At 53.2% G+C, this 25228-nt stretch carries 22 protein-coding genes, 1 pseudogene and 1 riboswitch; of the genes and pseudogenes, 16 read left to right on the top strand and 7 right to left on the bottom strand.

Annotated features, from left to right (window positions below; genetic code table 11):
• Positions 1-35 precede the first annotated feature (35 nt).
• The 9 genes from sS8_RS03820 (at position 36) to sS8_RS03780 (ending at position 10084) form a co-directional block, all read left to right on the top strand.
• Positions 36-947, top strand: coding sequence for a methyltransferase domain-containing protein (locus tag sS8_RS03820; protein WP_119628495.1), 912 nt, complete (start codon positions 36-38; stop codon positions 945-947).
• 14 nt (positions 948-961) lie between these two features.
• A complete protein-coding gene (locus sS8_RS03815) occupies positions 962-1936 on the top strand; it encodes a sugar nucleotidyltransferase (protein WP_119628494.1) in 975 nt (324 codons plus the stop codon).
• A 130-nt stretch (positions 1937-2066) separates the two neighbouring features.
• Positions 2067-3005 (top strand): NAD-dependent epimerase/dehydratase family protein, encoded by a 939-nt coding sequence (locus sS8_RS03810; RefSeq protein WP_119628493.1) that lies wholly within the window; start codon positions 2067-2069, stop codon positions 3003-3005.
• A complete protein-coding gene (locus sS8_RS03805) occupies positions 3002-4156 on the top strand; it encodes a radical SAM protein (RefSeq protein ID WP_119628492.1) in 1155 nt (384 codons plus the stop codon). Before sS8_RS03810 ends, sS8_RS03805 begins: the two co-directional genes overlap by 4 nt.
• Positions 4157-4446: 290 nt before the next feature.
• Positions 4447-5163 carry a sugar phosphate nucleotidyltransferase gene (locus tag sS8_RS03800; protein WP_170160937.1) on the top strand — a complete coding sequence of 239 codons (717 nt, stop codon included), beginning with the start codon at positions 4447-4449 and terminating at the stop codon, positions 5161-5163.
• Between the two features lie 167 nt (positions 5164-5330).
• Positions 5331-6332, top strand: coding sequence for a GDP-mannose 4,6-dehydratase (locus sS8_RS03795; RefSeq protein ID WP_119628490.1), 1002 nt, complete (start codon positions 5331-5333; stop codon positions 6330-6332).
• A 92-nt stretch (positions 6333-6424) separates the two neighbouring features.
• Positions 6425-7765 carry a GumC family protein gene (locus tag sS8_RS03790; protein ID WP_119628489.1) on the top strand — a complete coding sequence of 447 codons (1341 nt, stop codon included), beginning with the start codon at positions 6425-6427 and terminating at the stop codon, positions 7763-7765.
• 11 nt (positions 7766-7776) lie between these two features.
• The gene (locus sS8_RS03785; RefSeq protein ID WP_119628488.1) at positions 7777-8763 is read left to right on the top strand and encodes a PilZ domain-containing protein; all 987 of its coding nucleotides are present in this window, start codon (positions 7777-7779) and stop codon (positions 8761-8763) included.
• Positions 8764-8977: 214 nt separating this feature from the next.
• Positions 8978-10084, top strand: coding sequence for a polysaccharide biosynthesis/export family protein (locus sS8_RS03780; protein WP_119628487.1), 1107 nt, complete (start codon positions 8978-8980; stop codon positions 10082-10084).
• 271 nt (positions 10085-10355) lie between these two features.
• On the opposite strand, the gene sS8_RS03775 is transcribed toward sS8_RS03780, so the two are convergent.
• The 6 genes and pseudogenes from sS8_RS03775 to sS8_RS03745 all read right to left on the bottom strand — a co-directional run bounded on the left by sS8_RS03775 (position 10356) and on the right by sS8_RS03745 (position 14219).
• Entirely contained in the window at positions 10356-10844 is a 489-nt protein-coding gene (locus sS8_RS03775; protein ID WP_119628486.1) for a hypothetical protein, read from the bottom strand.
• Positions 10845-10902: 58 nt separating this feature from the next.
• A complete protein-coding gene (locus sS8_RS03770) occupies positions 10903-11148 on the bottom strand; it encodes a hypothetical protein (protein WP_119628485.1) in 246 nt (81 codons plus the stop codon).
• Positions 11149-11180: 32 nt separating this feature from the next.
• Positions 11181-12158 (bottom strand): hypothetical protein, encoded by a 978-nt coding sequence (locus tag sS8_RS03765; protein WP_145986401.1) that lies wholly within the window; start codon positions 12156-12158, stop codon positions 11181-11183.
• Between the two features lie 472 nt (positions 12159-12630).
• Entirely contained in the window at positions 12631-13398 is a 768-nt protein-coding gene (locus sS8_RS03755) for a formylglycine-generating enzyme family protein (RefSeq protein ID WP_170160936.1), read from the bottom strand.
• 327 nt (positions 13399-13725) lie between these two features.
• Positions 13726-13911 (bottom strand): annotated as a pseudogene (locus sS8_RS28935) (IS630-like element ISCARN21 family transposase); the annotation flags it as partial.
• Between the two features lie 65 nt (positions 13912-13976).
• Positions 13977-14219 carry a hypothetical protein gene (locus tag sS8_RS03745; RefSeq protein ID WP_145986400.1) on the bottom strand — a complete coding sequence of 81 codons (243 nt, stop codon included), beginning with the start codon at positions 14217-14219 and terminating at the stop codon, positions 13977-13979.
• A 57-nt stretch (positions 14220-14276) separates the two neighbouring features.
• Positions 14277-14363: riboswitch (cyclic di-GMP riboswitch) on the top strand.
• Between the two features lie 67 nt (positions 14364-14430).
• On the opposite strand from sS8_RS03745, the gene sS8_RS03740 reads away from it, so the two are divergent.
• The 7 genes from sS8_RS03740 (at position 14431) to sS8_RS03710 (ending at position 24173) form a co-directional block, all read left to right on the top strand.
• Positions 14431-15909, top strand: coding sequence for a S8 family serine peptidase (locus sS8_RS03740; RefSeq protein WP_119628480.1), 1479 nt, complete (start codon positions 14431-14433; stop codon positions 15907-15909).
• Between the two features lie 685 nt (positions 15910-16594).
• Positions 16595-17728, top strand: coding sequence for a glycosyl hydrolase 53 family protein (locus sS8_RS03735; protein ID WP_119628479.1), 1134 nt, complete (start codon positions 16595-16597; stop codon positions 17726-17728).
• A gap of 162 nt (positions 17729-17890) precedes the next feature.
• Positions 17891-19015 carry a glycosyltransferase gene (locus sS8_RS03730; RefSeq protein ID WP_145986399.1) on the top strand — a complete coding sequence of 375 codons (1125 nt, stop codon included), beginning with the start codon at positions 17891-17893 and terminating at the stop codon, positions 19013-19015.
• A 75-nt stretch (positions 19016-19090) separates the two neighbouring features.
• A complete protein-coding gene (locus sS8_RS03725) occupies positions 19091-20209 on the top strand; it encodes a glycosyltransferase family 4 protein (RefSeq protein WP_119628477.1) in 1119 nt (372 codons plus the stop codon).
• A 1-nt stretch (position 20210) separates the two neighbouring features.
• Positions 20211-21335, top strand: coding sequence for a glycoside hydrolase family protein (locus sS8_RS03720; RefSeq protein ID WP_119628476.1), 1125 nt, complete (start codon positions 20211-20213; stop codon positions 21333-21335).
• Between the two features lie 71 nt (positions 21336-21406).
• Positions 21407-22669: an oligosaccharide flippase family protein gene (locus sS8_RS03715; RefSeq protein ID WP_170160935.1), complete on the top strand. Its 1263-nt coding sequence runs from the start codon at positions 21407-21409 to the stop codon at positions 22667-22669.
• Position 22670: 1 nt separating this feature from the next.
• Positions 22671-24173, top strand: coding sequence for an O-antigen ligase family protein (locus sS8_RS03710; RefSeq protein ID WP_119628474.1), 1503 nt, complete (start codon positions 22671-22673; stop codon positions 24171-24173).
• Positions 24174-24270: 97 nt separating this feature from the next.
• Here the strand turns inward: sS8_RS03710 and sS8_RS03705 are convergent, their stop codons facing one another.
• Entirely contained in the window at positions 24271-25200 is a 930-nt protein-coding gene (locus sS8_RS03705) for an NAD-dependent epimerase/dehydratase family protein (protein ID WP_119628473.1), read from the bottom strand.
• Positions 25201-25228 lie beyond the last annotated feature (28 nt).

Below are 25228 nucleotides of genomic sequence, written 5' to 3'. Positions count from 1 at the left end.
GCATACACCTAAAAATCTTATTTTAAAGTTTACCTATGTCCATCCTCGAAAACCTGGTTTGCCCGGTGTGCCATGCCCCATTGGAACACACGCAAACCACACTGACTTGCGTCAAATGTCGACAGACCTATTCCATCAACCGTACCTTTCCGGACTTGTTGGTCGGCGCTAGGTTCGAAGACGATTTTTGCGAATGTCTCTGGTGCAATGAGGAAAATACCGGGCGATTTCTTTCCGAAAACTATCTTGCCCCATTGTTCACGCGCCTGCAGGAAAACGCAAGGCACCGTCCGGCCAAAGTACTCTCGATAGGGTGTGGCGTTGGTACCGATGTCGAGGCATTATGCGAGCGCGGGTTCGATGCCTATGGCATAGACTCCGGTAATCGCTCCCGCTATTGGGAGCGAAGAAAGCAACCAGAGCGTTATGCGGTTGCAAACGCGAAATACCTGCCTTTCGAAAACGAGTCCTTCGACTTCATCGTCATGGGGTGTGTCTTGCCTCATATCGGCGTTGGAAATGATACCTATGTTACCCAGCCCGATTATGTGGAGCAAAGGGCAAGAACCGTTTCCGAGATGGTTCGCGTCACAAAGAAGGACGGGTACTTGATCGTGAGCAGTCCAAACAAGAGATGCCCTCTAGATTTTTTTCATAGACGTTCGGTATCGAGTCATATGCCCAGGCTTCACTGGCCATGGGAAAGTTTCTTACTTTCCCTTAATGACTACCGGCATTTCTTTCTGAAAGAAAATGGCTGCCGGCGGATCGACGTGATGCCGCTTCGAGGCTATTGGGGCTTTTTCTCGTCATCAAAGTACCTGCTCGGAAAGATATTACAGCTACCGGTGAGATTTTACTTCGAAAACATTCTTTCCTGGCGCGCGTTTGGCTTCATAAGAAAAACGGCCGTGAATCCATGGCTGATACTTCTTATTAAAAAATAGGTCATAGGTTAACGATGAACCATCGCTCTAATTATCTGGGTGTAATACTTGCGGCCGGACGTGGAAGCCGCATGCATGATTTGTGTAAACATTACCCCAAGCCTATTCTACCCATAGGAAACAAGCCAATTATTGTTCACCAAATAGAATTGATGCGCTCCCTTGGAATCAAGGAGATCGTAGTCCTATTAGGACATAAAGGCTTTGAAATTTCCAAGGTCCTTGGCAATGGATCACATTTCGGTGTTTCAATAAAATATGTTGAGCAGTCCGATTGCCTCGGCATTGCCCATGCAGTCGGACAGATCGAACCCTATGTACACAAACCCTTCCTGCTATTCCTAGGAGATATCTATTTTTTTGCAGACAATATTCAGGATATCCTTCAAAAATTCGAACAGCAAGGCGGGGGCGGCGTTCTGGCCACAAAGCTCGAAGACGATATGTCCGCCATATGCCGAAACTATTCAATTATCCAAGATTCAGAGGGGCGGGTAATTCGCGTAATTGAGAAGCCGAGGTACGTCACCAATAATTTGAAGGGAGTTGGACTATACCTATTCGATCTTCATATTTTCGATGCCATTCGGCGAACCCCGCGGACTGCAATGAGAAACGAATACGAACTCACCGACTCCATTCAGGTTTTTATCGATGATGGCAACTATGTCGGGACGGCCAACGTCGTCACGGATGACCTGAATGTAACCTATCCGTCGGATTTGCTTTCCATAAATCTGAAGATTCTTCGAGACAACGATTTGGATACACTCATCGGTGCCGGTTCCGATATACATCCGGATTGTCAAATTATCAATTCAGTCGTAGGAGAGAACGTTACCATAGCCGAACCATGCATCATAAGGGATTCCATGATATTCCCGTTCGTTCAAATTACGTCAAAGTGTGCCGTTGAAAAGTCGATTATTACTCCGGAAACAACAATAAGGTGCAATCTCCGGTCCGAGCCGCATGTTGAGTTGCGATAAAATGCATTGCCGGTCACGATAGATACTTCGGTTTCCGACATGACGATTCGATGCGCAATAGAAGAGCTCGACCTTATACTGAAGCGATACGGTCGCTTCGAGGTCTGCTGATTATTATTCGAGGTTATAAATGAGCCAGCGTTATTCACGTGTGTGCGTGACGGGTGGAGCGGGCTTTATCGGGCATCATCTTGTTCGAGCGCTTTTGGCCCGCGGTTATCGAGTTCGTGTCATAGATGACTTAAGTGTCGGAAGAAGGGAAAATGTGCCGGCTGACGCCGAACTGATAGTAGGAGATGTAACCGATACCGCCGTTGCGGAGTCCGTACAAGACTGCGAAGTCGTATTTCATCTGGCGGCCCGGGTCGCCATCCGGTCTTCTTTCGAGTTTATAGTAGAGGATGTCGCTGCCAATGTTCTGGGCACCGCATCGCTGCTTAAGGCTTTTGCAGCTTCGCCGAATACCGGAAAATTCATTTTTGCCTCGTCCATGGCGGTTTATGCAGATTCCGAACAGGCTATACCAATAGACGAAAACTATATAAAGGACCCGATTTCTCCCTACGGGATATCGAAGTTTGCTGCCGAAATGCTCGTTATGCGACAATGCAAAAGCGTGCAGAAGCAGGGGATTGCGCTTAGGTTATTTAATACTTACGGACCGGGCCAGATATTTAGCCCTTATGTTGGGGTGGTCACTATTTTTACAAGAACGTTGATGGCCGGAAAAGCGCCTTCCATCTTCGGCGATGGCTTGCAATGCCGTGATTTTGTTCATGTCGATGACGTTGTACGCGGATTCCTGGCGGCCATGGATGAACCGACCGCTGCCGGTGTCTATAATATCGGCTCGGGAATTGGTACCACTATCAATGATGTTTACCGGACGATCTCCGATACATTGAATTTGGAGATGTCTCCAAACTATGAAAATGTCGCTCAAGGAGAGCTCAGATACTCGATAGCAAATATCGATAAGGCGCGGTCCCTGTTGGGCTACGAGCCACAGCACCGGTTCGATCGGTCTATCGTTAATGTTATTCGAGAGATAACCGAGAACAAACAATGAATACCGAGCTTGCCCTTGATACAGCCAAAGCAACCCTCCCGAGTTATTTGCGCCGAGTACTCAGGAGAATCCCACAATTTACTCGAAACAGCCGACATTTTTGGTCCCTCGTGAGGCATTCGACTCCCAGAAAATTAGCTAATCTACTGTTGGTCGAAACGGAATTTCGCCTTAGGAGAGACGTAGTCAGGGGTTATCCATACATAGTGATCATAGATCCTCTGAATGTATGTAACCTAAGGTGTCCGCTCTGTCCGACCGGGCTTGGCGAATTGGGTAGAAAGGGACAAAAGATATCGTGGGAGACTTTTACGAAGGTTATTGATGAATTATCGCCATATGCATACGAAGTCAATCTTCATAATTGGGGAGAGTCGCTATTGCATCCCCATATTTATGAAATGATCGAATACATCGGTCAGCGCAACATCGGTACTAATCTGAGTACGAATTTCAACAAGATTTCACCGCAGAACATCGACCGGCTGATTAACAGCGGTCTTGAATATTTAATTTTATCGATTGACGGAATTTCGCAAGAGACCTATTCGAAATATCGCGTCGGCGGGAACATCGAGACGGTCTTGGATAATGTCAGAACCTTGGTAAAACGTCGGTCGGAACTAAAAAGCTCTACGCCCTATATCGAATGGCAATTTATCGTATTTGAGCACAACGCCAAAGAGGTAGATGCGGCCAGAATGCTGGCGGCTGAACTTGGCGTTAACAGATTTAGAGTCATCCCTCCGGGTTTGCCCTTCGACGCCGAGAACCCGGATGAGCTTCGTGACAAATGGTTCGTTAAGAATTACTCCAGCGACAACGGTGGATCTGTCGAGGAGTTCCGGGATGTAATCGATACGGCCTGTCTTTATATGTACCGTTCGTTCACTGTCAATCCGGACGGTCATACGGCCCCGTGCTGCATCGTCTATGGCACGCATAACGACTTTGGTGATATTAACAAGGAAGGCTTTCGAAGCATTTGGAACAACGCCAGGTACCGGTCGGCCAGATCCCAATATCGCGCCAATGGCCAAGTCGCTGTGCCTACTGTATGCGATAGATGTAATATTTTCAGGAAGAAGACACCTCCCCCACAGAGCTTTTTCGGCTCGCATAGTCCGCCCCAACCAAAAGACTCGGAATGACCCAACTTCCGACGGTGTTCAGGCCTCCCGTCTGGCCGACATGCCGGCTGATGAAAAGATATTTCTTGTATTTCGGCGGATCGGTATATGTCGAGAAAATCACGCTCAATAGAGAATCCATCTTTCACAGCTAAACTTTATAGCCGGTTTAGTCGGACGAGACTGACACCGGAAAGCGCGGGCCAGCCACGTCGCTTTAATGGAGAGTGGATCCACCGAGTACGGCGGTTACAGTGTTTCGGCTCGATTGGAAATTAATTTCGATTTTTTAGTATTTAATGGTGGTTTTAGTGGATAAGCTAAAAGTAGTTATTCTTTGCGGCGGCAAAGGTACTCGTTCCTACCCTTTTACGGATTATTTTCCAAAGGTGATGATGCCGATCGATGGATCGCCAATTCTTGTACACTTGATGCGCATTTACGCCCAGCAGGGGTTCAAAAACTTCGTTTTGGCAGTCGGATACCGAAAAGAAATTCTGTACGACTATTTTGCGGGTCGGTTTCCCGAGTGGAATGTTGAAATCGTCGATACCGGGCCGGATAGCGATACCGGGGAAAGAGTATTTAAATGCAGGGATTTTGTCGGTGATACTTTCTTTGCCACCTATGGCGATGGACTGGGAAATGTGAATCTGCATGAACTGCTTTCTCAGCACCGGGCGCACGCCGGCTTGGCGACCATGACCTCGGTTCCACTACGATCCCAGTACGGCCTGGTGCATTTCGGCATGGACGGACGTGTTAACCTTTTCGAAGAAAAGCCTATAATTGCTGATTATTGGATCAACGCCGGTTTTTTTGTATTTAACAAGGAATGTTTTGACGAGTGGTCCGGAAATAACCTTGAAACGGATATTCTTCCTCATTTCGCTTCCAAGAGCACTCTTTACACCTACCGTCACTATGGGTTTTGGAAGTCTATGGATACCAGCAAGGATCAGCAGGAGCTTGAAAAGATTTTTGCCAAGGAAGGTGCAGTTTGGGCAAAAATAGGCAATAATGATTAGAATCCATAGCGCGACACTTTGGATAGGGCTTTTTGTTAATTATCACGAGTACTGTATGGGTACTTAGGTCGTGTATCAGCTGCCGGGATATTTTGACGATTTTGATACTCGACCGGCACGTTTGATATTGGGCAGGCATTTTCCGATTCGGCGGAGGTTCAGCATTTATGGCGTTTTGGAAAAATAGATCCGTATTTATCACCGGGGCGGGTGGTTTATTAGGCGGGTGGATGACTACGGCTCTATGCGAACGCGGGGCGAATGTCGTTGCCCTGGTTCGAGACAGCGTTCCGCGGAACATGTTTTTCCGCGATGGCTTGGACAGACGGGTAACCGTGGTTCGAGGCGGTCTAAGCGATTCGGAACTGCTGCGTCGAATCATCGCCGAGTACGAGGTTAGTACGATATTCCACCTGGCTGCCCAGGCGCTTGTAACGGTAGCGAAGTCCGATCCGGTCGGCACCTTGGAGGCTAATGTCCAAGGTACTTGGAATCTGCTCGAAGCTGTTCGCCAGACCGGGCGGGATACTCAAGTCGTTTTCGCCTCTTCCGACAAGGCTTACGGGAACTCGATGGAACTCCCCTACCGGGAAACTCATCCACTAGTCGGAGAATATCCATACGATGTTTCAAAGAGCTGTGCAGAGCTGATTGCCAAGATGTACGTCCGTACTTATGGCTTATCTCTCGCCGTTACCCGGTGCGGCAACCTATTTGGCGGCGGTGATTTGAATTTTAGCCGCACCATTCCGGGTGCAATTTTGTCGACCTTGCGCAATGAACCTTTCCAAATCCGCAGCGACGGCAATTATGTCCGCGATTTCCTATATGTCGAGGACGCTGTCGAAGGCTACTTATGTCTCGCTGAAAATTTAGCGCGAAATTCTTCGTTATCGGGTGAAGCATTCAACTTCAGTTTGGGGCTTCGCCTGACCGTTCTGGACATCGTGGCAAAGGTGCTGGAGATAATGGGGCGAACCGATTTGAAGCCGGAGATATTGAATATCGCCAGCGCTGAGATTCGCGAGCAATACATGGTAGCGGATAAGGCCCGGGAGCGCTTGGACTGGAATCCGGTTTACCATCTGGAGGAAGGCTTGCGTCGTACGATTAACTGGTACGAGGAATATTACAGGACGCTGGAAGAGCGCGGGCCGAACAAGAATTAGATACCTGGAAACCCTGTTTTTTTCGAGAGAAGAGGCGTTAAGGTTTCGCGGACAAAGGTGAATAATCGAAATAAGTCGCGACAAGGGTTTACATGGTACTATCAGAAAACGACAGCTTCACGTTGCAGGATATTATAGATATCCTGGTGCGTTGGAGAAAGCTGGCTATTGTTACGTTTTTGACGATCCTGCTACCGGCAGCGTTAGTCATTTTTCTTATGCCGCCGCTTTTCCAGGCATCGGCCCTGATTATGGTAAACCGGCAAAGCAACGCCGCGGATTACTCCGTCAGCCCGCAAATATCTGGACAGCCCGGTACCTTTCGAAGCCTGGATAGGCAGGAAGAAATTAATGCCCATGTCGACAGCATCATGGCACGTTCGGTGCTCGAGGAAGTTATATCCAAGCTTGATATTACCAAGGAGCGACTTGATCACATCAGAGATTTCAGGAAATACGTCAGGGCACTCATAAATTTTATTTTGGACACCGCGAGCTACGTCTATGACGAAACGAAGTACTTTCTGGGACTGAGTTCGCGCCCAACCGAAGAAGAAATAAAGTTCCTCGAGCATGAACGCCTGGTCGATAATGTCAAAGACCGTGTGCAGGCCGAGCCGGAATCCGATTCCTCCATCATTGCGATAACGTTCAAGTCCAGCGATGCTTTTCTGGCCCGCGATGTGGCCAACGCAATAGTTGACGAGTACCTGAACCACTATGCCAAATCCCGGGACACGAGAGCTCGTACTTTCTTTTCGGAAGAAAGCGGCGCCCTGGAAAAGCAGTTGGCTGAGGCGGAATTCCGTCTAAGCGAAGTCCGGCGAACCAGTAGCGCGTACGCTGTTGATCAGCAGCGTACTCTCTTGCTGAATCAACTCAGCAATACCCGGGAACGGCTCGGGCAGGCTGAAAGCCAGTCGGCCCAGTTGAGGGCCAGAATCGCCGTGCTCCGTCAGTTTGCCAATGAACCAAAATTCCGCGACGAAATCGAAAACACGCGAATCAATCTGGCTATCGCGGACGCCGAGATCACAGCGCTGAACAAGATTGCCGCCAAAATCGAATTGCAGCTCGCCGGACTGGGCGATGCGGAGCTTAAGATTCGGCAGATCGAGCGTGAAGTCAAAACTCTGGAGAACGCTTATCTGCTGAGCGTCAAAAACCGCGAGCAGGCTCAGGTCATTGAAGAAAGGGCGCAAGCCAGCCTCGCCGATGTCCGGTTGGTAGACGTCGCCTCTTTGCCCCTAAAACCGATCCGACCCAAGAAATTGTTATATCTAGGGATCGCGCTGGCGGTTTCCATTGTACTGGCGATAGCCGCGCCGTTCTTCGCACATTTCAACGATACCACCCTATATACCGAAAAAGATGTCAAGTATTTTTTGGGGATCGATGTCGTGGCTTCATTCCCTAAACTGAAAAATTCCTAGGGCGTTTTGAAATGGCCACGGAAAATCGCAAATTTCCTCGTACCAGAACCCGCTTTCCTGTGCGTGTAGTATTGGCCGACAACGAGCGTTCTTTCGACGCTTTTGTGATAGACATATCGGAGGCTGGACTATTATTGCAGATTCTCGACCACGCCGAAGACAAACATACGCTCGGATCTCCAGGTTTTTTGGAATCCCTTTTAAGACAAGAGATACGGGTCGCCTTGGTTTCCCCGCTTCTTCTTCCGCAGAACGCTGTCAGAGAAGCCAAATACCGGGTTGTCAGATCCTCGAGAACGCCTGATGGACGTTGCCTGGTGGGTGTTGAACTCATCAAGACCGGAATGGCTTCCAGCCGTGATGGAAGGGATCTCATCAATCCTTCGCATTATGCGATGCCCGCAGGTCTGGAAAGCGAGTTCAAGCGCCTTTTGGAGTTTTTCGGCGTGGCGTTTCCCGATGCCTCGTCGAAAGTCATCATCCTCTCGAGTTCACATAAGGGATCCGGGGTTTCAACATTATCCTGGTGGTTAGCCGCAACTTTATCCAGGATTCCGGGAAAGACAATTCTTTTCGTGGATGCAGGAAGCAATAATGAAATCGCCAAGAATGAGTCCGGCGTTAAAGGATTGAATGAAATCCTATTCGGCCAAGCCTCACTGGATGAGGCGCTGGTCGATCTTGGAAAACATGCGCCTTATATCATTAGATCCGGTGCCGAAGAGTATTTCGGAGAAGTCAAGGATTCACACGTCGAGAACATTATCACTTCGTTTCGGAATCGCTATTCCTATACGATCATTGACGGCTTGCCTCCAAGCGAATCCCCATTAATCCTGAACATGGCTAAATATGCGGATGGAGTTTTTTTGGTGATTGAATCGGGAAAAACGGATAAACATAGCTGCCGGGACGCCGTGGATAGGTTTAGACAGGCCGGTGCGCGGGTCTTAGGCGCGTTATTAAATCAGATTGAAATGCCTAGTCGACAGCACTAGCCAAAGGACTTATCGAAAGTAGTTTCCGATTGGGAATTATACCTCAGTAGCTCAGATCTTAAATAGGATTATTGGTGCTTGCTTTCAGTCAGGATATGCTAGACGTCTTTTATAATTGATATAACAATAATGCAGCGTTCGAAGTAGAAAGTAGAATACTCATCCTGGCGCCATTGTATAAATAAAGTCTTGAATTTGCTAGCACCCATTTCATATGAATATCAGGTTATCTATACGGGTTACCGCTTGCCTATTATCCATCGGCATTTTAAGTAGTTGTGGCGGCGTTCATCCTCAGCAGGTGACAAGCACACCATCGGTGAATGTTTTCGACGCGAATCTTGGGAAGGTTATCCCCGCCACGATTAATTATGCCGTGCCTCCTGAATATCGTCTTTCGGTTGGAGACATCCTCAGCGTCAAGTATGCGAGGCACCCAGAATTTAACACCTCGGTACAAATTTCGCCGGACGGCAAAGCTGCTCTACCCTTTTTACCTTCTTTGCTCATTGCGGGAGCGACAGTGGACGAGGCGAGGGCTTTGATCGAATCTAGCTATAGCCAGCGGTTTTCGGATTTGCCAAAGCCTGACGAAAAAACCTATCTCATATCTATCGGGGATAACCTTTCAGTTCGTTTTCCTTACCAGTCTGAACTCGATACACACACAATTGTCCGGCCGGATGGGCGCATCTCTCTACCATTGATTAAAACCCATTCCTGCGAAGGCAAATCCATAGATCAATTGGCCTCGGAGTTGGAGTACTTGTATCGGCCTCTCTTGTCCGATCCCGTCGTAGTGGTCGACGTCACGGCCCCCGCTTCAAGCGCCGTTCACACTAAAGATGGGAGAAAATTGTTACCGTTACCGGGCATGGACGAGGTCTATGTTTCGCTGCAAAATGTCGTTCCACCCAAGATTTATATTGCAGGCGAGGTAGGTCATCCCGGCATCGTTAACTATTCATGGCCAATGACGGCGCTGCAGGCGATCGCGGCAGCGGGCGGGCATACCAACAAGGCCGAAATGAGGAATGTCGTAATTTTAAGGAAGAATATCGGTAATCAGGCTACATATATCGTTAGGAATTTGGAAGCCGATTTGGAAGGACTATCCACGAATGATATGTATCTCCAGCCGTTTGATGTTATGGTGATTCCGAAGACGGACATCGCTAAACTGCAGGATATTATGGACCAATATATATATAACATCGTCCCCGCCCTGCGGAACGGTAGCATCGGATTCAGCTTTATCAAGCCACTCGGTGTATACCGCCAGGATGTCAAGCAGTCGACATCGTTTATACCAACCCCCTAGCAAGCAGCCTCGCCTCGCGATGATCGCTCCACCAATGATTATGGCGGACGTCTACCTAAGACACCGTAATCCCGCGACGGGGTTGCCTGATCAGCCTTCGTGCTCGTCCTCAACACCCGCAACCGCTCAGGGCTTCCGGTGCGTGGGCCGGCGATCGTCGCCGTCATGAGCGTCGTGTTTCCACGGTGGCCGAGAATTCACGCATTTGACGGGCTGAATACCCGTCGCCGGTTTTCGGTCACGCAGCCGTGCTGACGCTCCTGTACGGGACTCATTCCCGCACGACACGCCATCCCGATCCGCTGGGCTGGAATTTCAGCTGACCGCGATCGAGCGGAATCACTGCGCTGCCGTTCTCGACCAGTGGCAAATCCGTGGGTAGTAGTTCGAGGTCGGGCGAGAACCATTTCCAGCCGCTCCCGCACGGCAGCGCGGTGCCGAACTTCAGCGGGTTTTGCAGCCAGACCAGGTCGGGCAAGCGCTGCTGCTCCGGCAGGCTCATAAACCACCGTATCCAGCGGCTGTCGCGCGAATATCCCTGCTGCACGTATTCCTCCCGCCATGCGGGCAGTTCCGGCACGGATTGCATGACGATGACGGTCGGTTCGATCGAAACGATGACGAAGCGAGAGGGCGCCACGCGCTGGGTGTAGGTTACGATGGTGTTGCCGTAGTCGTCCTGGTGGTGTATGTCGCCGGGTTGGATCTGGTCATAGACACTGTAGGTTTCGAAGGTTCCGGTTGCAGGCCAGGTGTTCATCGCGCGGTGTTTCTCGAGGAAGGCGAAGGCCTTGTATACCGTGTCGATCGGATTTTCCTTATGCCCGGCGTTCGAGCCCCAGGCGGGGACGCCGGTGAGCCCGTTGTTCCAGTCCCAGGATTTCAGCGAATAAGTAGCGCGCCTTGCGGCCGGGCGCCGCCCAGGGCAGGTCTGCGTTGGTGGCGATCTCCTTGGCGAAAAACCTATTGAGCACGGCAACCTCGATCCAGGGCAGGACGGCCAGAAAAACCCCGAGCGCGAGCAGTGCGCCGAGTACCAAAAGTATGATCGTGACGATTTTCATGGGTGAAGCGTCCGCATCCGATGCATGAAAAGTCAGCAATCGTAGCCACCTTCCTGTTTCACGGTCACTCCTGGAAAGGCGGCGAGCATTTCCGCGGCATCGCGGATGGCGCGCGAGCCGTGGCGGGCCTGTACGTACCAGAATCCATGCTTTCCGAGCTGGAGCATTGCATAGCCGGCCCCCTTTGCCGGCAGCAGTTCGACCCAGGTGGCCTGTACCGGCCGGCCGATTTCGAACATCACGCTGTCTCGCAGGGTGGAAGCGCACCAGATGCCATGCTCGTTGCTGTTCCAGAGTGCAAAGCTCTGCGGATTGAGCTTGGCGGCGATGTTTGCGGGTGTATCCAAAAGTGCGGGCTGGTACAGGCTGATTTGCGCCTCCCGAGCGGCCAGCGCCTCCGGGCTGGCGTCGCCCGTCAGCCAATAGGTATTCTGCGGCCAATCCAATACGAAGGTCCGTAACTGCGACGGTCGCTCGGCCATCGCCGACAGTCGGGCGACGTGCATACGCCATTCCTCCATATAAGGCTGTGCGGCAAGTCGCGTACTCCAGCCTAGCGATAGAATACCGGCCGATTGGCCGCCTTCGACTTTGCGCAGGCCGCCGAAGATCGACAAGCCGACACTGATCTCGGGAGATTCCCAGCGAGCCCAGAACGGCACGGAGTTGGCCGGATCGGCATAGGACGGGATTTCGGAACGGGTCATCTGGTCCGGCGGTCCCAAGCGTTCGGACAAGGGCGCGGCCCAGGTTTCAGGCTCGGGCGTTCCGGTCTCCGCGGGCGCAAGCTCGAAAGCGACGCCCATTACCGGGCGATCCGTCGCGGGCGCATCGAGGTGCGCGCTCACCGCCGCAAAGCCGTAGGCGCTCGTTACGAGCAGCCGGACTTCTTCCGCTCTGTGGCGGCCGTGCCCCGGCTGGATGCCGAGCAGCCGGCACGCTTCCGCCAGCGTCGTTCCCCAGGAAACGAACTGGCCACCGATCCGAAAACCATTTTGAATGTCATGCATATAGACTGCCCCCCATCCCCTGACAAAAACAGTGTGGCCAGTATAATCAACGCGGCTGGTCCTGGCGTGCGGTGCGGCAGGGTCATAGTCGGCAAATCAGGGGTGCCGGCTGCCGGGTCGAAGATCGGCAATTTGAAGACGCCCGGGCCTTGGAACGGTATCTGGCGATTGATGCGGCGGTTGGCCAGGTCCTGCCAGAGGCGTTTGTCCTGCCGGTAAGCGGCGGCGGTCAACGCCTCCAGCACGTCCAGGAGACCGGTCTCGATGCGCTCGCCGAGGGTGAAGCGGCGGCTGCGCGGGAATTTGTCCAACCGCGGAATAATCCAGCGCAGCAGCTCGTGGCAATCGTCGACGGCCTTGGGCGTGGTATCCGCCATGAATCGACCCTCCGAACAATCATCGTCCAAGGGGCTCCGCCCCTTGGAACCCCGCCGAAAGAAAAAGAAGGAAAAAGAGCAAAGCACACAGGGAATCAGTCATGGGCGAGACGAAAGCCGAGGTTGTTGAACAGGAGCGTTGGACCGCTCCAACCGCGGTTGGCGGAACGCACGTCCTCCGGTGCGTCGAACCACGAACCGTCCCGGACGACCCGGCGGCCACTGCTCCCATATTCCGTCTCGCTGCCGTCGTACCGCTCCGTGTACGAGGAACACGTCCATTCCCACACGTTACCCAGCACGTCGTACAAGCCGAACCGGTTGGGCTTGAAACTGCCTACGGGTGCCGTGTAAACATAGCCGTCGCTGCAATCATGCACCGTCCGATTCTGGAGGGTCTGTTTAGCCGTTCGGTCGCCCACATTGGCATACCGGCAGGCATCATCCCCATCCTCGCCCCAGTAGCGCGCCGCATCCGTGCCAGCCCTTGCCGCATACTCCCATTCCGATTCAGTTGGCAGCCGAAAGGTTTTGCCGGTCTTGCGGTTCAGCCAGCGGGTATAGGCTTCCGCATCCTCGAAACTGACGCAGACCACCGGATGATCCCCGCCTTGGGAGAAGCCGGGCCGTCGCCAGGAAGCGCTGGAATCCTCTTCCCATTTACTGCCGTTCCACGTATAGCAGCCGGAACTTTCATAACCGGTATCGTCCACGAAGGCGGCGAACTGCGCCCGCGTCACCTCGTATTTGCCGATGGCGAAGCCGTCCACCCGGACCATGTGGAGCGGGCCTTCGTCATCCTGGCTGCCGTCTTCTCCGGACGAGGCTCCCATCATAAAGCTGCCACCGGGGATGCGGACCATCTCGGGGCAGTCGCCGCAATCTCGGAAGCTTTTGCCGGCAGCGCGGTTTGACGTCTGGTTTTCAGCTTTTTTGGAATTAGTGTCTTCCCGTGGTTTCGGCTTGGACACCGGCTTATTCTGAACTGCTTTAGGCGGAGCAGGCTCCTCGTCGGGCAGGATGGCCGAAGCGGAAAACGGACAAAGCAGCAAGATGGACAGAAGCGCTAAATGCAAGCCGGGGCGGCAAGAAAAAGGCATCAAGAAACTCCTTTGCGGATTGAGTATTCGAGGTCAGTGTAACGGTGGGTCCTGAATTGTAGTAGTACATCCCTTTAAAAGGATTACAAATTATGTGAGCCCCAAGTCGAACTTTTTCCAGCGGGATGACATGGGCGCCTCGTTGAACTCGGCAATGCCTGTGAGTATTCGCTCCTTGAGTTCTGCCTTGGAGGTGACGCAGATTTGGCGAAGAAAGGTCCGAGCCATCTTGGAGAAGGCGTACTCGATCAGATTGAGCCAAGAGCCATGTTTGGGGCGTATGAATCTATTTGAAGCGTCCCGGAGGGGTGGCCACGGGCATGAGGGGGCGTGTCTTGTGATCACACGTTATTACAAGACTTAACCCTGTTGATGCGTTTACATGCAAAAACATCGACCAGGCCGCCCTGGAAGCTCTTCGGCAGAAAGGGGAACAACTCAACGCCGAGGTCAAAGCGCTGTGCGGCAAACTCGTTTTCCCAGCGCGCACGTGTACAGATGAATCGGCTGGCAAAGGCGCCCCGCTGAAACGCAAGGAGTGCGTGCATCGAGCCGACATATGAAAAGTCTCGCCAATTCTTCAAGCGAGTTCACAAAAATAAGTTAAGAAAACTTCTATATATATTTAATAACTACAAATTAATTGAAAAAGGCACACCCACCGAAAGGTGGCGCCGCAAAGTCTCCGGCCTAAGGGAGATTCTTCCTACGGTAGCGGGATTGCCAGACAACGCTGTCCACTCGGTGATCGTTTGTCCGGTGTGCCTTATTCGAGCGTTCATCGGATAGACGGTTATGCATGCGAACACATCACGTACATTTCTGCATCTTCTCGCCAAACGGTTTCACGTATTTGTCCTGGCCTTGGCTCCGGTAATGGCGGACGCCAGTGCTTCCGAATTCGCGGCCGGGCGAATCCTCGCACAGCCGCGCGCAGGCGTCAGCGATATTGAATTCAACGCGCTACTGCAAGAGAACGGTGCGTTTTCCAGAGGCACACTTCCTCATCTCCGCATCCACATCGTTGAAGTCGCCATGGGAACGGAACTGGAGACAGCGTATGTCCTGGCACAAAACGGAATGGTCGAATTCGCCGAGCCGGACGTGCTGGCTCCGGTCGGCCAAGCAGCGCCGGATGATCCCCGGTATTCCGAACAATGGCATTTGGCGAAGATAGAAGCACCCGGCGCATGGCCTATAAGCAGCGGCCAAACGGTAATGGTCGCGGTTCTGGACACGGGCGTCGATAGCTCGCATCCGGACCTGGCTTCCGCCTTGGTGCCCGGGATAAATACAGTGGCCGGTACCCCGGACGTTTACGATACCAGCGACATCAATAACCATGGGACAGCCGTTGCCGGCGCAGTTGCGGCCTCCACCGGCAACGGGATCGGCGTCGCTTCGGTGGCCTGGAGCAGCCGGCTGATGCCGATCCGGGTTTCTGACCGCAGCGACGGCAGCGCCTACTGGAGCGATATCGTGAACGGCTTGATCTTGGCGGCCGACCACGGCGCCAGAGTGGCGAACATAAGCTACGACGTCGGAGCCAGCATGGCGGTCACTCACGCCGCACAATATGTCCGCAGCCTCGGGGGCTTGGTTGTCAATGCGGCGATGAACGATGGAATCGATCCCGGCTACAGCGATAACCCTTACCTTATCACCGTGTCGGCGACTGATCAGAACGACGATAGGCCCGCCTGGTCAAATTACGGGCAACACATCGACGTGGCCGCGCCGGGGTCCTTGATCGTCACGACCATGAACGGCGGCGGCTACGGCACATGGTCGGGCACCTCATTCTCCAGCCCGATTGCTGCAAGCGTACTGGCCCTGATCATGACTGCCAATCCACAGCTTACTCCTGACGAAGTCGAGACCATCCTCAAGAGAACGGCCGACCAGCCCAACTTTCGGTTCGAACCGAACCTCGGCTATGGCCGGATCAATGCCGCCAGGGCAGTCCAGGCGGCCATCGAAACCCAGCCACCCGATACACTGGCACCAGCAGTGGACATTACCAGCCCCGATGCGGGCATGCTCGTGCATGGCTGGGTGAGCATCAGCGTCAGCGCATCCGATAACCTTGGCGTGGCGCGCGTAGTTCTTTACGCTGGCCAGATACGGATCGGTGAAGACACGACTGCGCCGTACACATTCATGTGGGACTCCACGCTAGTGCCGGACGGTACCCAGACGCTGACCGCAGTAGCCTACGATGCCTCCGGCAACGAAGGAGAATCCAGCCCGCTGATGGTTACCGTCAGAAATTAAATGGAGGCTTCCGCCGCGGTCGACCTCCACGAACGGGACAGCGAGTGATATCTGCCTCTCGGGACGATCGGGGCATAAGCCGGGACCCGCTTTCATCTTGTGGAAATCGCGAGCAGCCGGGCCAGTTTCCGCATGGACCTGGCAGTGTCCACTCCTTAGGCGCTGAAACCCCATTCCGCAGCCTAATGGCACTGACCGGTCAGGGGCAAGCCCACTCTGAAACAGCCGTCCCTTAAAGGTAAAAACTATAGTAAAGTACTCTCACGGGTCGGCCTGCCGGGTCCTCCGATCGGCACCTATGCGGGAAACCCTGGATAAGTCTCTGCCGTCGTTAAAATAACTTCAATGTTCAATTGTACACACTACGCGGATGAGACGACCCGGGCGCAGCATCTCATGGAGGCATGCCGGCCACAAAGGCGTTATTCAGCGCTTCAGTCTCGACCGGTTGCTCGCAGCCGCCAATAAAACACACTGATTCATAGCTTGCTTAACAAGGGGGAATATGTACTTCGAATACGTATTAGGGGGTGTGCAGACAGGATGCGAATCAGACGGCTGGATACACAGACTTTCTCCTCATTGATCTCCGTGGACTGATGGACGACCGCGTGTAACCGGCTGTCGTTGTCGAATAGCGTTAATGACATACGCATTGTCATACCGGCAATGCTTGTAACATATAATGAATAAAATAAAGATTATCTTTGTCGCAGCTTGTGCCGGGCTGCTGCTAATCGCAACCGGATGCGGAAATCACCATAAGGATTTAGATGTCCTACCACCAATCACTGCGGACTCCAGACCGTTTCTGATGGGCTTCACGCGTTGGCCTCCGGATCTCTCCGAGGCTTCCGTGGAGATTGCCGACCGATTTATAGAACAACATGCAGATCTTGCCGTGGTGCATCTTCTAGGAGGCATTCCATGGCCCGAGGCTTTCGGAGGTTTACCCTATCCTAAAGACGTCAATACCCAGTTGTCATATCGCCCTCCGAGCGGCAAGAAACTTTATGTCTCGGTAACGCCGCTCGACATGGATCGATCCGGAATCGCGCCTTACTGGGGCGAACGCGATAATATGCCGCTTCCACCCGCTTGGCGCGATGCCAGGCTGGATTCTCCAGAGGTAAAAAAGGCCTACGGGGAATTTCTCATGCACATTGTGGATGAGATGCATCCGGACTACCTCAATATCGGCGTGGAAGCGAACTTGCTCATTACCAAGAATCCAAACGCCTGGCCGGCCTACGTGGAATTGCACAAATATTGCTATCGGCTTTTGAAGGAAAAATACCCTGACCTGCCGGTATTCGTTTCCATAGAGGTACTGCATCTCAATGGTCTGGCCGACAAATCCGACAAGGATACACAGTATCGATTAGTCAAGGATCTCATGACTTACTCCGACCTGTTCGGAATGAGCGTCTATCCTTATATGAGCTATCAGGTACCACGTCCGATGCCGTCAGGTTTTCTGGATTTCGCACGGCAGTTCGGCCGCCCCATAGCGGTTGCCGAATCCGGATATACCAGCAAGGACGTTTGGATTTTCGTTCTGCCTCTTTTCGGCAGTGAGGACCTACAAACGGATTTCGTATCGAAACTGCTATCTGTCGCCGTTCGGGACAGATATCTTTTTGTAGTAAACTTCGCCACCACCGATTTCGAAAAACTTGTTAAAAAACTTCCATATATGATCGGAAATATGGCAAAGATATGGCAGAACACAGGTTTGCAAGATAGTCATCTCCGCCCAAAGAAAGCGCTATCCATCTGGGATTCTTATTTCCGTCTCGAATACAAGCCAAGAGATTGAAGAAGTCGGTAGCAAGCATGATACGGAATCGATAAGCACCGACTCCGGGGGACTCGACCAAAATTACAACCTCGCTTGAATAAACAGGCGCTTTCCCGAAATGGCGCATGCCGGACGCCATTTACGCCTGGCCATAAATACAATAAGAATTCGGAGAATAAATTGATCACGGTTATTCACGTCAGAAATTCGAACTATCCTGGAGGGGTGGAGACCACGCTGCTCGGGTGGGTAAAGGAGGCCAACCGTGAGGCATTCAACCATCGACTGTTCATTTTTGCCGAGCCGAAGGGGGTTCACCTGCGCTCGGCGCGGGTCATGCGGGACCAAGGGCTTGATTCCGAGGTGCTTCCCTGGGGAGTCTATAAGAATCTTTTCGGGGCGGTAAAACAGCTGGTCGGCGAAATTCGCCGCTCGCCCAATCCGATCGTGCACAGCCACGATACCCGCGCGGACGTGGTCGGACTGCTCGCGGCCCGCATCACCAATGCTCCTTTCGTGATCTCGAACCACGCCTGGCACGCAGTCGGCTTCAAGCGCTGGCTGCTGGAGTTTATCCGGGCGCAAGTCATGCGCTTCGCCGATTATGTCATCAACGTGTCGGAGGACACCCACAAGGAGACCGTGAGGCGGGGAATCGATCCCGCCAAGTCCATCACCATTTATTCGGGAATCGATCTAAGCGTGTTCCTGGACGCGCCTGACAAAAGCTCCGCCAGGGCCAGCCTGGGAATCGATCCCGGTGACTTCGTCATCGGAGATATAGCGCGCCTGTGGCCGGAAAAGGCGATAGACAAATTGCTGGATGCGACTTCCCTTTTGCTGGAGAAACACCCCAATGTCAAAACCCTGATCGTGGGGGACGGCCCCCTGGAGCAGGAATTGGTCGATTATGCCAAGGCGCGCGGCCTGGAATCGCATGTGCGTTTCCTCGGCTTCAGGGAAGATGTGGCCAATCTCCTTTCCGCGTTCGATGTGTTTGCCTTGCCGTCCTCCGCCGAAGGCACGCCGATGGTGATTTACAGCGCCATGGCGATGGCATTGCCCATAGTCGCAAGCGCCTGTTCCGGGGTGGCGGAGGTGCTCGAGGACAAGCGCACCGCCCTGCTCTGCCCACCCGCGGACGCCACGGCCATCGCCGCCGCCATATCCAGCATTATCCAGGATCCCGATTTGGGCTCGCGCCTTGGAGCGGAAGCCAAGCAAGTGGTTTTCCAGAACTATTCCGCCGAGCAGGCCATACGCAAGCTGGAAGATCTTTACCGGCGCCTGGCCCACGCAGGCTAAGCCTCCAGGCTTGCCGGAACCCCAACCATAGCCGGACATTCGGTATCCCCCTTTTCGAAAACGAGTCATCGAATTATGCGGATTCAACTATTCCTAGGAAGCGCCGGGAGCAATTCCGGCGGGCCCGAACGGTATGAAGTCGAGCTGGTGCGCGCCCTGGCCAAGCTGGACCAGAACAGCGAATTCCACATCGTGTCCTTGTTCAAACGAGCGCCCGAGGTGATCGGCGTGGCGCAGGACAATGTCACCTACACTGCGCTATCGCCACAAGTCAGAACGGCGAGCATGCTGACGCATCTGCCGTGGCTGACCCTGAAACACAGGTCGGACCTCTGGCACGCCACCTACGTACCTCCCGTGTTTTTGCATCCGACCTACATCTTCACGCTGGTCTGCTCCAGCATGTTCGAGCATCCGGAATACTATCCGCCCGCCATCAGAATGCGGCTGTCGTTCTTGATGGGGCTTGCTCTCCGCAAGTCCGGCCTGATCGTATGCATCTCGGAACATATCCGCGACTTCATCAAAGACAAGTTCCGGATAGCGGACGACCGGTTGGCGGTCACCCATTTGGGCGTAAATCCCTCCTTCAGGCCATTGCCTGCGGAAGAATGCCGGAGCTTCCTGGCCGAGCGATACGGATTATCAACGCCGTATCTGCTTTTCTCCGGGCGCTGGGAACCCAGGAAAAACCTGGTCCGGATCGTGGAGGCGTTCGCGCGGTTCAAGCAAGCGTTCAAAACCGATTTCAAACTGGTCATGACCGGCGCGAAAACCTGGGCCAGTCGGGAAGTCGACGCCCTGATCGCCAAGCACCGCCTGGCGGACGATGTTGTGGACCTGGGAAAGTCGCCCGTGGACGAGCTGCCCATGCTCTATGCCGGCGCGACGGCCCTGGTTTTCCCTTCGCTGTGGGAGGGATTCGGACTGCCTATCGTTGAAGCGATGGCGGCGGGCACCCCTGTCATCACATCGAACAACTCCTCCATGAAGGAGATCGCCCGGGACGCCGCGATCCTGGTGGATCCTCTGGCCACCGACGAGATCGCCGAAGCCATGGCGAATATCACCCGAAACGAACAGCTCCGGAACCAACTCCGCTCCAAGGGCCTGGTTCGGGCGCAGGATTTCACTTGGGAAAGGACGGCCCGACAAACCCTTGATATCTATAAAACATTTCGCAAAGGGGATTGAAATGGCCACCTATGAGATAGCGGCCCCTAAGGTAAGCACTCGCTGTGTTGCGTTGGTTTTTCTGCTCTTTCTGACCCAATCCGGGGCGACCGGAGCCGGGCAAACCAGACCTTTCTACATGGGCTTCACGCCCTGGCCCTGGAACTCGAGCACGTCCGCCGTGGTAGATACCTACAACTTCATCAATAATCACGCGGACCTCATATCGCACCATATCGAAGAAGGGGTGCCGTGGGTGGAAGCCGTCGAAGGCAAGCCATTTCCTCCCGAGATGGTGAGCGGGTGGGAATTGCGGAAGAACACAACCAAGAAAGACATGAAAGTGTTCCTGTCGCTGACGCCGCTCAATCAAGAGCGGAACGGCATGGCCCTGAACCGGGGAGCGGCCTATCAAACGCCCTTGCCGGAAAGCTTCCGTAACCTCTCGCTCGACGACCCGAAGGTTAAAGTCGCTTATCTCAATTACGTCAAGCGCGCCGTGGATTTCTTCCATCCGGACTATTTGGCCATCACCGTGGAGGCCAACGAACTTCTGGAAAACAACCCGGCCCTTTGGCCGGCCTTTGTGAACCTCTACCAGTATGTCTATGCCCAGCTAAAAGCAATCTACCCGCAGCTGCCGGTGTTTTTTACCGTGTCCCTGCATAATCTCGAAAATCCCACGCGCGGAAACGTCGACGACCGCTGGCGCAAGATTGGCGAATTATGGTCGCATTCCGACTTGATCGGCGTCAGCTTTTACCCTTTCCTCCAGTATCCGCTCGATCTCTCCGATCCGCTCAGATCGCTGGCCAAGGTGAAGAGCGCGGCCAATAAGCCGATCGCCATCACCGAAGCCGGATACCCTGCCCAGCCTAGCATCATTCGTTCGCTTGCTTCGCTTCCCGCCACGCCTGAAATACAGCGCGACATATATTACGGGCTCCTGAAGGCCGCGTCGGAAGACTCGTACAAATTCGTCGTCATGTGGTCGTACCGGGACTACGATAAGCTTTGGAATGCCATAAAAGATCAAACTCCGGAATGGGGAGCCCTTTGGAAAGACGTGGGAATGCTTGACGAAAACGCGAATAAAAGACCCTCCTTTGACGTTTGGAATCTGTTTTATTCCATGCCCAAGCAATAAGTCCGCCCGAAATTGTCCCGCGAATCCCGACCATCCCTGGGGCTTGCGGGGGCATGCCTGCCTCAGCTTCCATGTCAAAAAGCACTATGCAATCCATGCTGAGGGCACTGCTCAAGGTTTCCATCGGCAGCGCCGGTTATGTTGTGACCGGCTTCGCCGCGAACGTCATCGCTGCCAACACCCTGGGCGCAAATGCTTTCGGGGTGTTTTCCCTCGCCATCAGCTTGCTGAATGTCCTCCAGGAAGTCTGCGGCAGCGGGATAGACCTGGCGATGGTCCGCATCGCCGCGGGGTATCTCCCTGAAGACCGCGTACGCGCGGAAATGGTCTTCAAAGCCGCGTTCAGGGTAAAAATCCTGATCACCCTGGTGCTTTCCGGAGCGCTGTATGCCTTGGCCGACACCATAGCGCTGGCGGTATTCAAGGAGCCGGCTCTAGGGAGGCCGCTAGAATGGGCCAGCGTGGGTCTGATCGGATTCGCGCTCATGAATTACCAGTTGGCCCGGTTACAGGCCGAGGAACGCTTCACGGCATATGCTTTCTTAAAAGCTGCGGCCAACGCAGCTAAGGTGGCGGCGCTTCTGGCCCTATGGCAGCTTGACGGAATCAGCCTGGACGCGGTGGCAATGGCATGGATGCTGACATTCTTTGTGAGCTACCTGGCTGGCATGCCGTTGTTTGCCTGGCCATCACGGCGGATTTCCGGCCGCCCCTCGCGGCATGATTTCTCGGAGCTCTTCAAGTTCGCGCGCTGGATTATCGCCTCGCACTTTCTCTTCACCCTATATTCCCGCGTGGATGCGTTCTTGCTGGGAAGATATTGGGGCTCGTACGAAATCGGCGTGTATTCGGTCGCCTGGAATCTAAGTTTTGTGATCGACTTGCTGACTTATTCGGTCATTACCACGCTGCTGCCAAGAGCGGCGCGCCTGACAACCGACCGGGAAAAGTCGGCGCACCTCAAAACAACCGTCCTCCTATGCACCGGTCTAGCGGTAACCCTATCTCCCCTATTTTTTCTCATCGATTTTATACTGGCCGTATTGTTCCCGGACTTCGCCGGTTCGGCGGAACCTTTCCGCATACTTCTGATAGGGGGGCTGGTAACGCTGATAGTGCATCCCTTGTACCTCATATTGTATTCAAGCAACCGGGCGGAAATTCTGACAGCCATCGATTTTTTCCTGGTGCTGTTCAGTTTTTGCCTGGGACTGTATCTGGTGCCGCGGTACGGGATCAATGGCGCGGCCTACACGACGATGGCCGGTCGCATATTCGGTTCTGCCCTGATCGCGTTTTTCGTGGGCAGGCAAATCGTCAGCGGGAAAAATTGAAATGGCGGTAGGACGTGCGGATGCCGGTTCATTAACTGCAGTGTTCAGGAACCCGGTTTATTTGCTATTTGCGGCGCTAGGTGCGGCCGCGACCGTTTTCCTCATAACCGGCGCGGTCAAGTTCTACGCCGCCGTTCCGGTCGGCGTGGTCGGGCTGCTGGCCATTATCTACAGGCCAAGACTCGGATTTTACCTGACGCTTATGGCCATTCCGCTGGAGATGGCCGGCAAGATCGGGAACATACTGCCGTTCGTCAATATCACCTTAGCGAAGATTTTCGCCCTGGCGACCTTGCTTGCCTGGGCGGTTCATGTCCTTGCCCGAAAGACAAAAATCGTCTGGCCAAAAGAAGTCATTATCTTGTGCCTTTATTTCATCGCCGGACTGATCTCGCTCATCGACGCCCAAGAGCTGAAACGCGGTTATCAAGAACTGATCATTCTCGCTTCCACGATCATATTCCTTTTCCTGGTTTGTAATCTGATTCGTAAGCGGGAGCACATGACCCGAGCACTGGCATTGTTTGCCGTGGTGAGTCTGGCCACCTTCGCCTACGCAGTCGTTCAACGCGTGTTACCGAATACGGAAATCAAGGAGCGCATCGGATGGCTCGAGGATGGTGAGGCCGCAAGCGGCCTGGAGGTCAGCGGTATCGAATCCAAGAGCATCGGCGTGGTAAGGCGTGCCACGGGGACGACTGCCCACTCCAATGTGCTTGCCGCGGATACCGCGTTCCTCGTCCCCATACTCTTCGGGTTTATGAAACTCAGCCGAAATCGATGGATGAAAGTCGTGCTGTGGACGGCAGTGGGTATATGCTTCGCGGCAGCGATGGCCTCGCTTTCCCGCACCGGCATGCTGACCTATCTGCTGATATTGCCCATGCTGCTCGCCACCAGATTGTTACGGATAAACATGGTGGGTATTCTGCTGGGCTTTATCGGTTTTCTCGGCAGTATTCCTTTCCTCCCGGATGGAATTTCGCGAATATTCAATCCCGAGCTTTATCTATCAAAAAACAGCGTCAGTGTTTCCGAACGCTATAAGCTGTGGGACGCCGCTATCCGCGCCCTGGCCGACCATCCATTCAACGGCATGGGAATAGGCAACAACCGCGGCATTTTTGCCTATTATGAAAATTCTTGGAATCCGGGCTTGCTGACGGTACACAACTCGTATCTTCAGGTAGGTATAGAGACAGGCATGATAGGCATGGCAGCCATTCTTGCATTCATCATTTTTCTGCTATATCGCGGGCAGAAGGCCCGGCGGATTTATGCCAGGCTCGATGACGAATGGGGGTATGTCATGTCGACTTCCATCATGATCAGTATTACGGCCTTTTTCATAATGGGTGCGCTGGCCTACGATTTCATGCGCATCGGGTTCAAGAACATGTGGCTCATGATCGGTTGCCTGGTGTTGCTGCACCGCCTGGCCCATCAGGCATCAAATTCTCGAAGCGCCAATTCGGCTCAGCTCGAAAATACGAAGAACATCTAGCGCATTCCGATTGAGTCGGCCCGGCACGGGCCGCCCGTTTCCATTTTTTACCTTCCGTACTGCGCAGCGCCGAACCGGATCTCATATCATTACTCTCTCAGTTCTCCAAAGCTTTCAGCCATTCTGCCGTGTAGATCAATCCTTGCTCGAATGACGTGTTCGGAGCCCATCCCAATGACGTTTCTGCACGTGAAATGTCGAGTACGTTAGCCGGCACGTCAAACTTTCGAGATGGCAGATAACGGCAGCTTACCGGCCGTTCGAGCAAACTTTCAATGGCAGAAACAATGTCATTCAGGCTGCGCCCGCGCCCCGAACCGATATTGAATACGTCAAAACTTCCCTTATGGTCCATGGCTTTTAGTAGAGCTTCCGCCACATCCTTAATGTAGATGTAATCCCTTATCACCTTGCCGTCTCCCCAGATCTCTATGGTTTCCCCTTTCAGGGCTTTCGCCAAAAATATCGTTACCGCACCTTGAGCGGATGTTAACTGTTGCCTTTCTCCGAAAGGGTTTGCTATGCGCAAAACCGTGAAGTCCAAATTGTTAATGGTCTTATAAAGCTTCAGATACTTTTCGACCGTCAATTTTGTTATTCCGTATGGAACGATAGGTTCGGTAGGGTGCGTTTCTTTGATGGGAAGCTCGCAAGGCAGACCGTAGACCGTCCCTCCTGATGACGTAAAAACGACCCTCTTGATATTGTATTTACAGGCCGCATCCAATAATCTGAGCGTGGCGACGAGATTTGTTTCGCAGTCGTAGACGATATTTTCATTCGACGATTTCGGCAGCGTTGACCAAGCCAAATGAAATAGGATATCGCATCCTTCCATAGCGCGTGATATATCCTCAATATTTATAAAATCTCCTTCAAACCATTCTATATTTTCTCGTTTCAAATATCTCGCCGAAACTTTCAGATTCGGCCTATCGAAAACCCTGACCTCATGCTGATGTTCAAGTAATGTATCTACCAGGTGTGTACCAATGAATCCGCCGCCGCCCAAAATCAAGCATTTCATGGAAGTCTCGGTCTCTCGCAGTTTGTTT

The organism is Methylocaldum marinum, from assembly GCF_003584645.1.
In the GTDB taxonomy this organism is placed as follows: Bacteria; Pseudomonadota; Gammaproteobacteria; order Methylococcales; family Methylococcaceae; genus Methylocaldum; species Methylocaldum marinum.
This window is presented reverse-complemented; position numbering and strand designations above follow the sequence as displayed.

Coding starts and splice junctions, on each gene's coding strand:
- sS8_RS03780 (WP_119628487.1), top strand. CDS start 8,978: ATGAATATCAGGTTATCTATACGGGTTACCGCTTGCCTATTATCCATC.
- sS8_RS03710 (WP_119628474.1), top strand. CDS start 22,671: ATGGCGGTAGGACGTGCGGATGCCGGTTCATTAACTGCAGTGTTCAGG.
- sS8_RS03770 (WP_119628485.1), bottom strand. CDS start 11,148: ATGAAAATCGTCACGATCATACTTTTGGTACTCGGCGCACTGCTCGCG.
- sS8_RS03705 (WP_119628473.1), bottom strand. CDS start 25,200: ATGAAATGCTTGATTTTGGGCGGCGGCGGATTCATTGGTACACACCTG.
- sS8_RS03790 (WP_119628489.1), top strand. CDS start 6,425: ATGGTACTATCAGAAAACGACAGCTTCACGTTGCAGGATATTATAGAT.
- sS8_RS03735 (WP_119628479.1), top strand. CDS start 16,595: ATGAATAAAATAAAGATTATCTTTGTCGCAGCTTGTGCCGGGCTGCTG.
- sS8_RS03820 (WP_119628495.1), top strand. CDS start 36: ATGTCCATCCTCGAAAACCTGGTTTGCCCGGTGTGCCATGCCCCATTG.
- sS8_RS03795 (WP_119628490.1), top strand. CDS start 5,331: ATGGCGTTTTGGAAAAATAGATCCGTATTTATCACCGGGGCGGGTGGT.
- sS8_RS03810 (WP_119628493.1), top strand. CDS start 2,067: ATGAGCCAGCGTTATTCACGTGTGTGCGTGACGGGTGGAGCGGGCTTT.
- sS8_RS03805 (WP_119628492.1), top strand. CDS start 3,002: ATGAATACCGAGCTTGCCCTTGATACAGCCAAAGCAACCCTCCCGAGT.
- sS8_RS03715 (WP_170160935.1), top strand. CDS start 21,407: ATGTCAAAAAGCACTATGCAATCCATGCTGAGGGCACTGCTCAAGGTT.
- sS8_RS03815 (WP_119628494.1), top strand. CDS start 962: ATGAACCATCGCTCTAATTATCTGGGTGTAATACTTGCGGCCGGACGT.
- sS8_RS03775 (WP_119628486.1), bottom strand. CDS start 10,844: ATGAACACCTGGCCTGCAACCGGAACCTTCGAAACCTACAGTGTCTAT.
- sS8_RS03785 (WP_119628488.1), top strand. CDS start 7,777: ATGGCCACGGAAAATCGCAAATTTCCTCGTACCAGAACCCGCTTTCCT.
- sS8_RS03755 (WP_170160936.1), bottom strand. CDS start 13,398: ATGGTCCGCATCCCCGGTGGCAGCTTTATGATGGGAGCCTCGTCCGGA.
- sS8_RS03725 (WP_119628477.1), top strand. CDS start 19,091: ATGCGGATTCAACTATTCCTAGGAAGCGCCGGGAGCAATTCCGGCGGG.
- sS8_RS03765 (WP_145986401.1), bottom strand. CDS start 12,158: ATGCATGACATTCAAAATGGTTTTCGGATCGGTGGCCAGTTCGTTTCC.
- sS8_RS03720 (WP_119628476.1), top strand. CDS start 20,211: ATGGCCACCTATGAGATAGCGGCCCCTAAGGTAAGCACTCGCTGTGTT.
- sS8_RS03740 (WP_119628480.1), top strand. CDS start 14,431: ATGCATGCGAACACATCACGTACATTTCTGCATCTTCTCGCCAAACGG.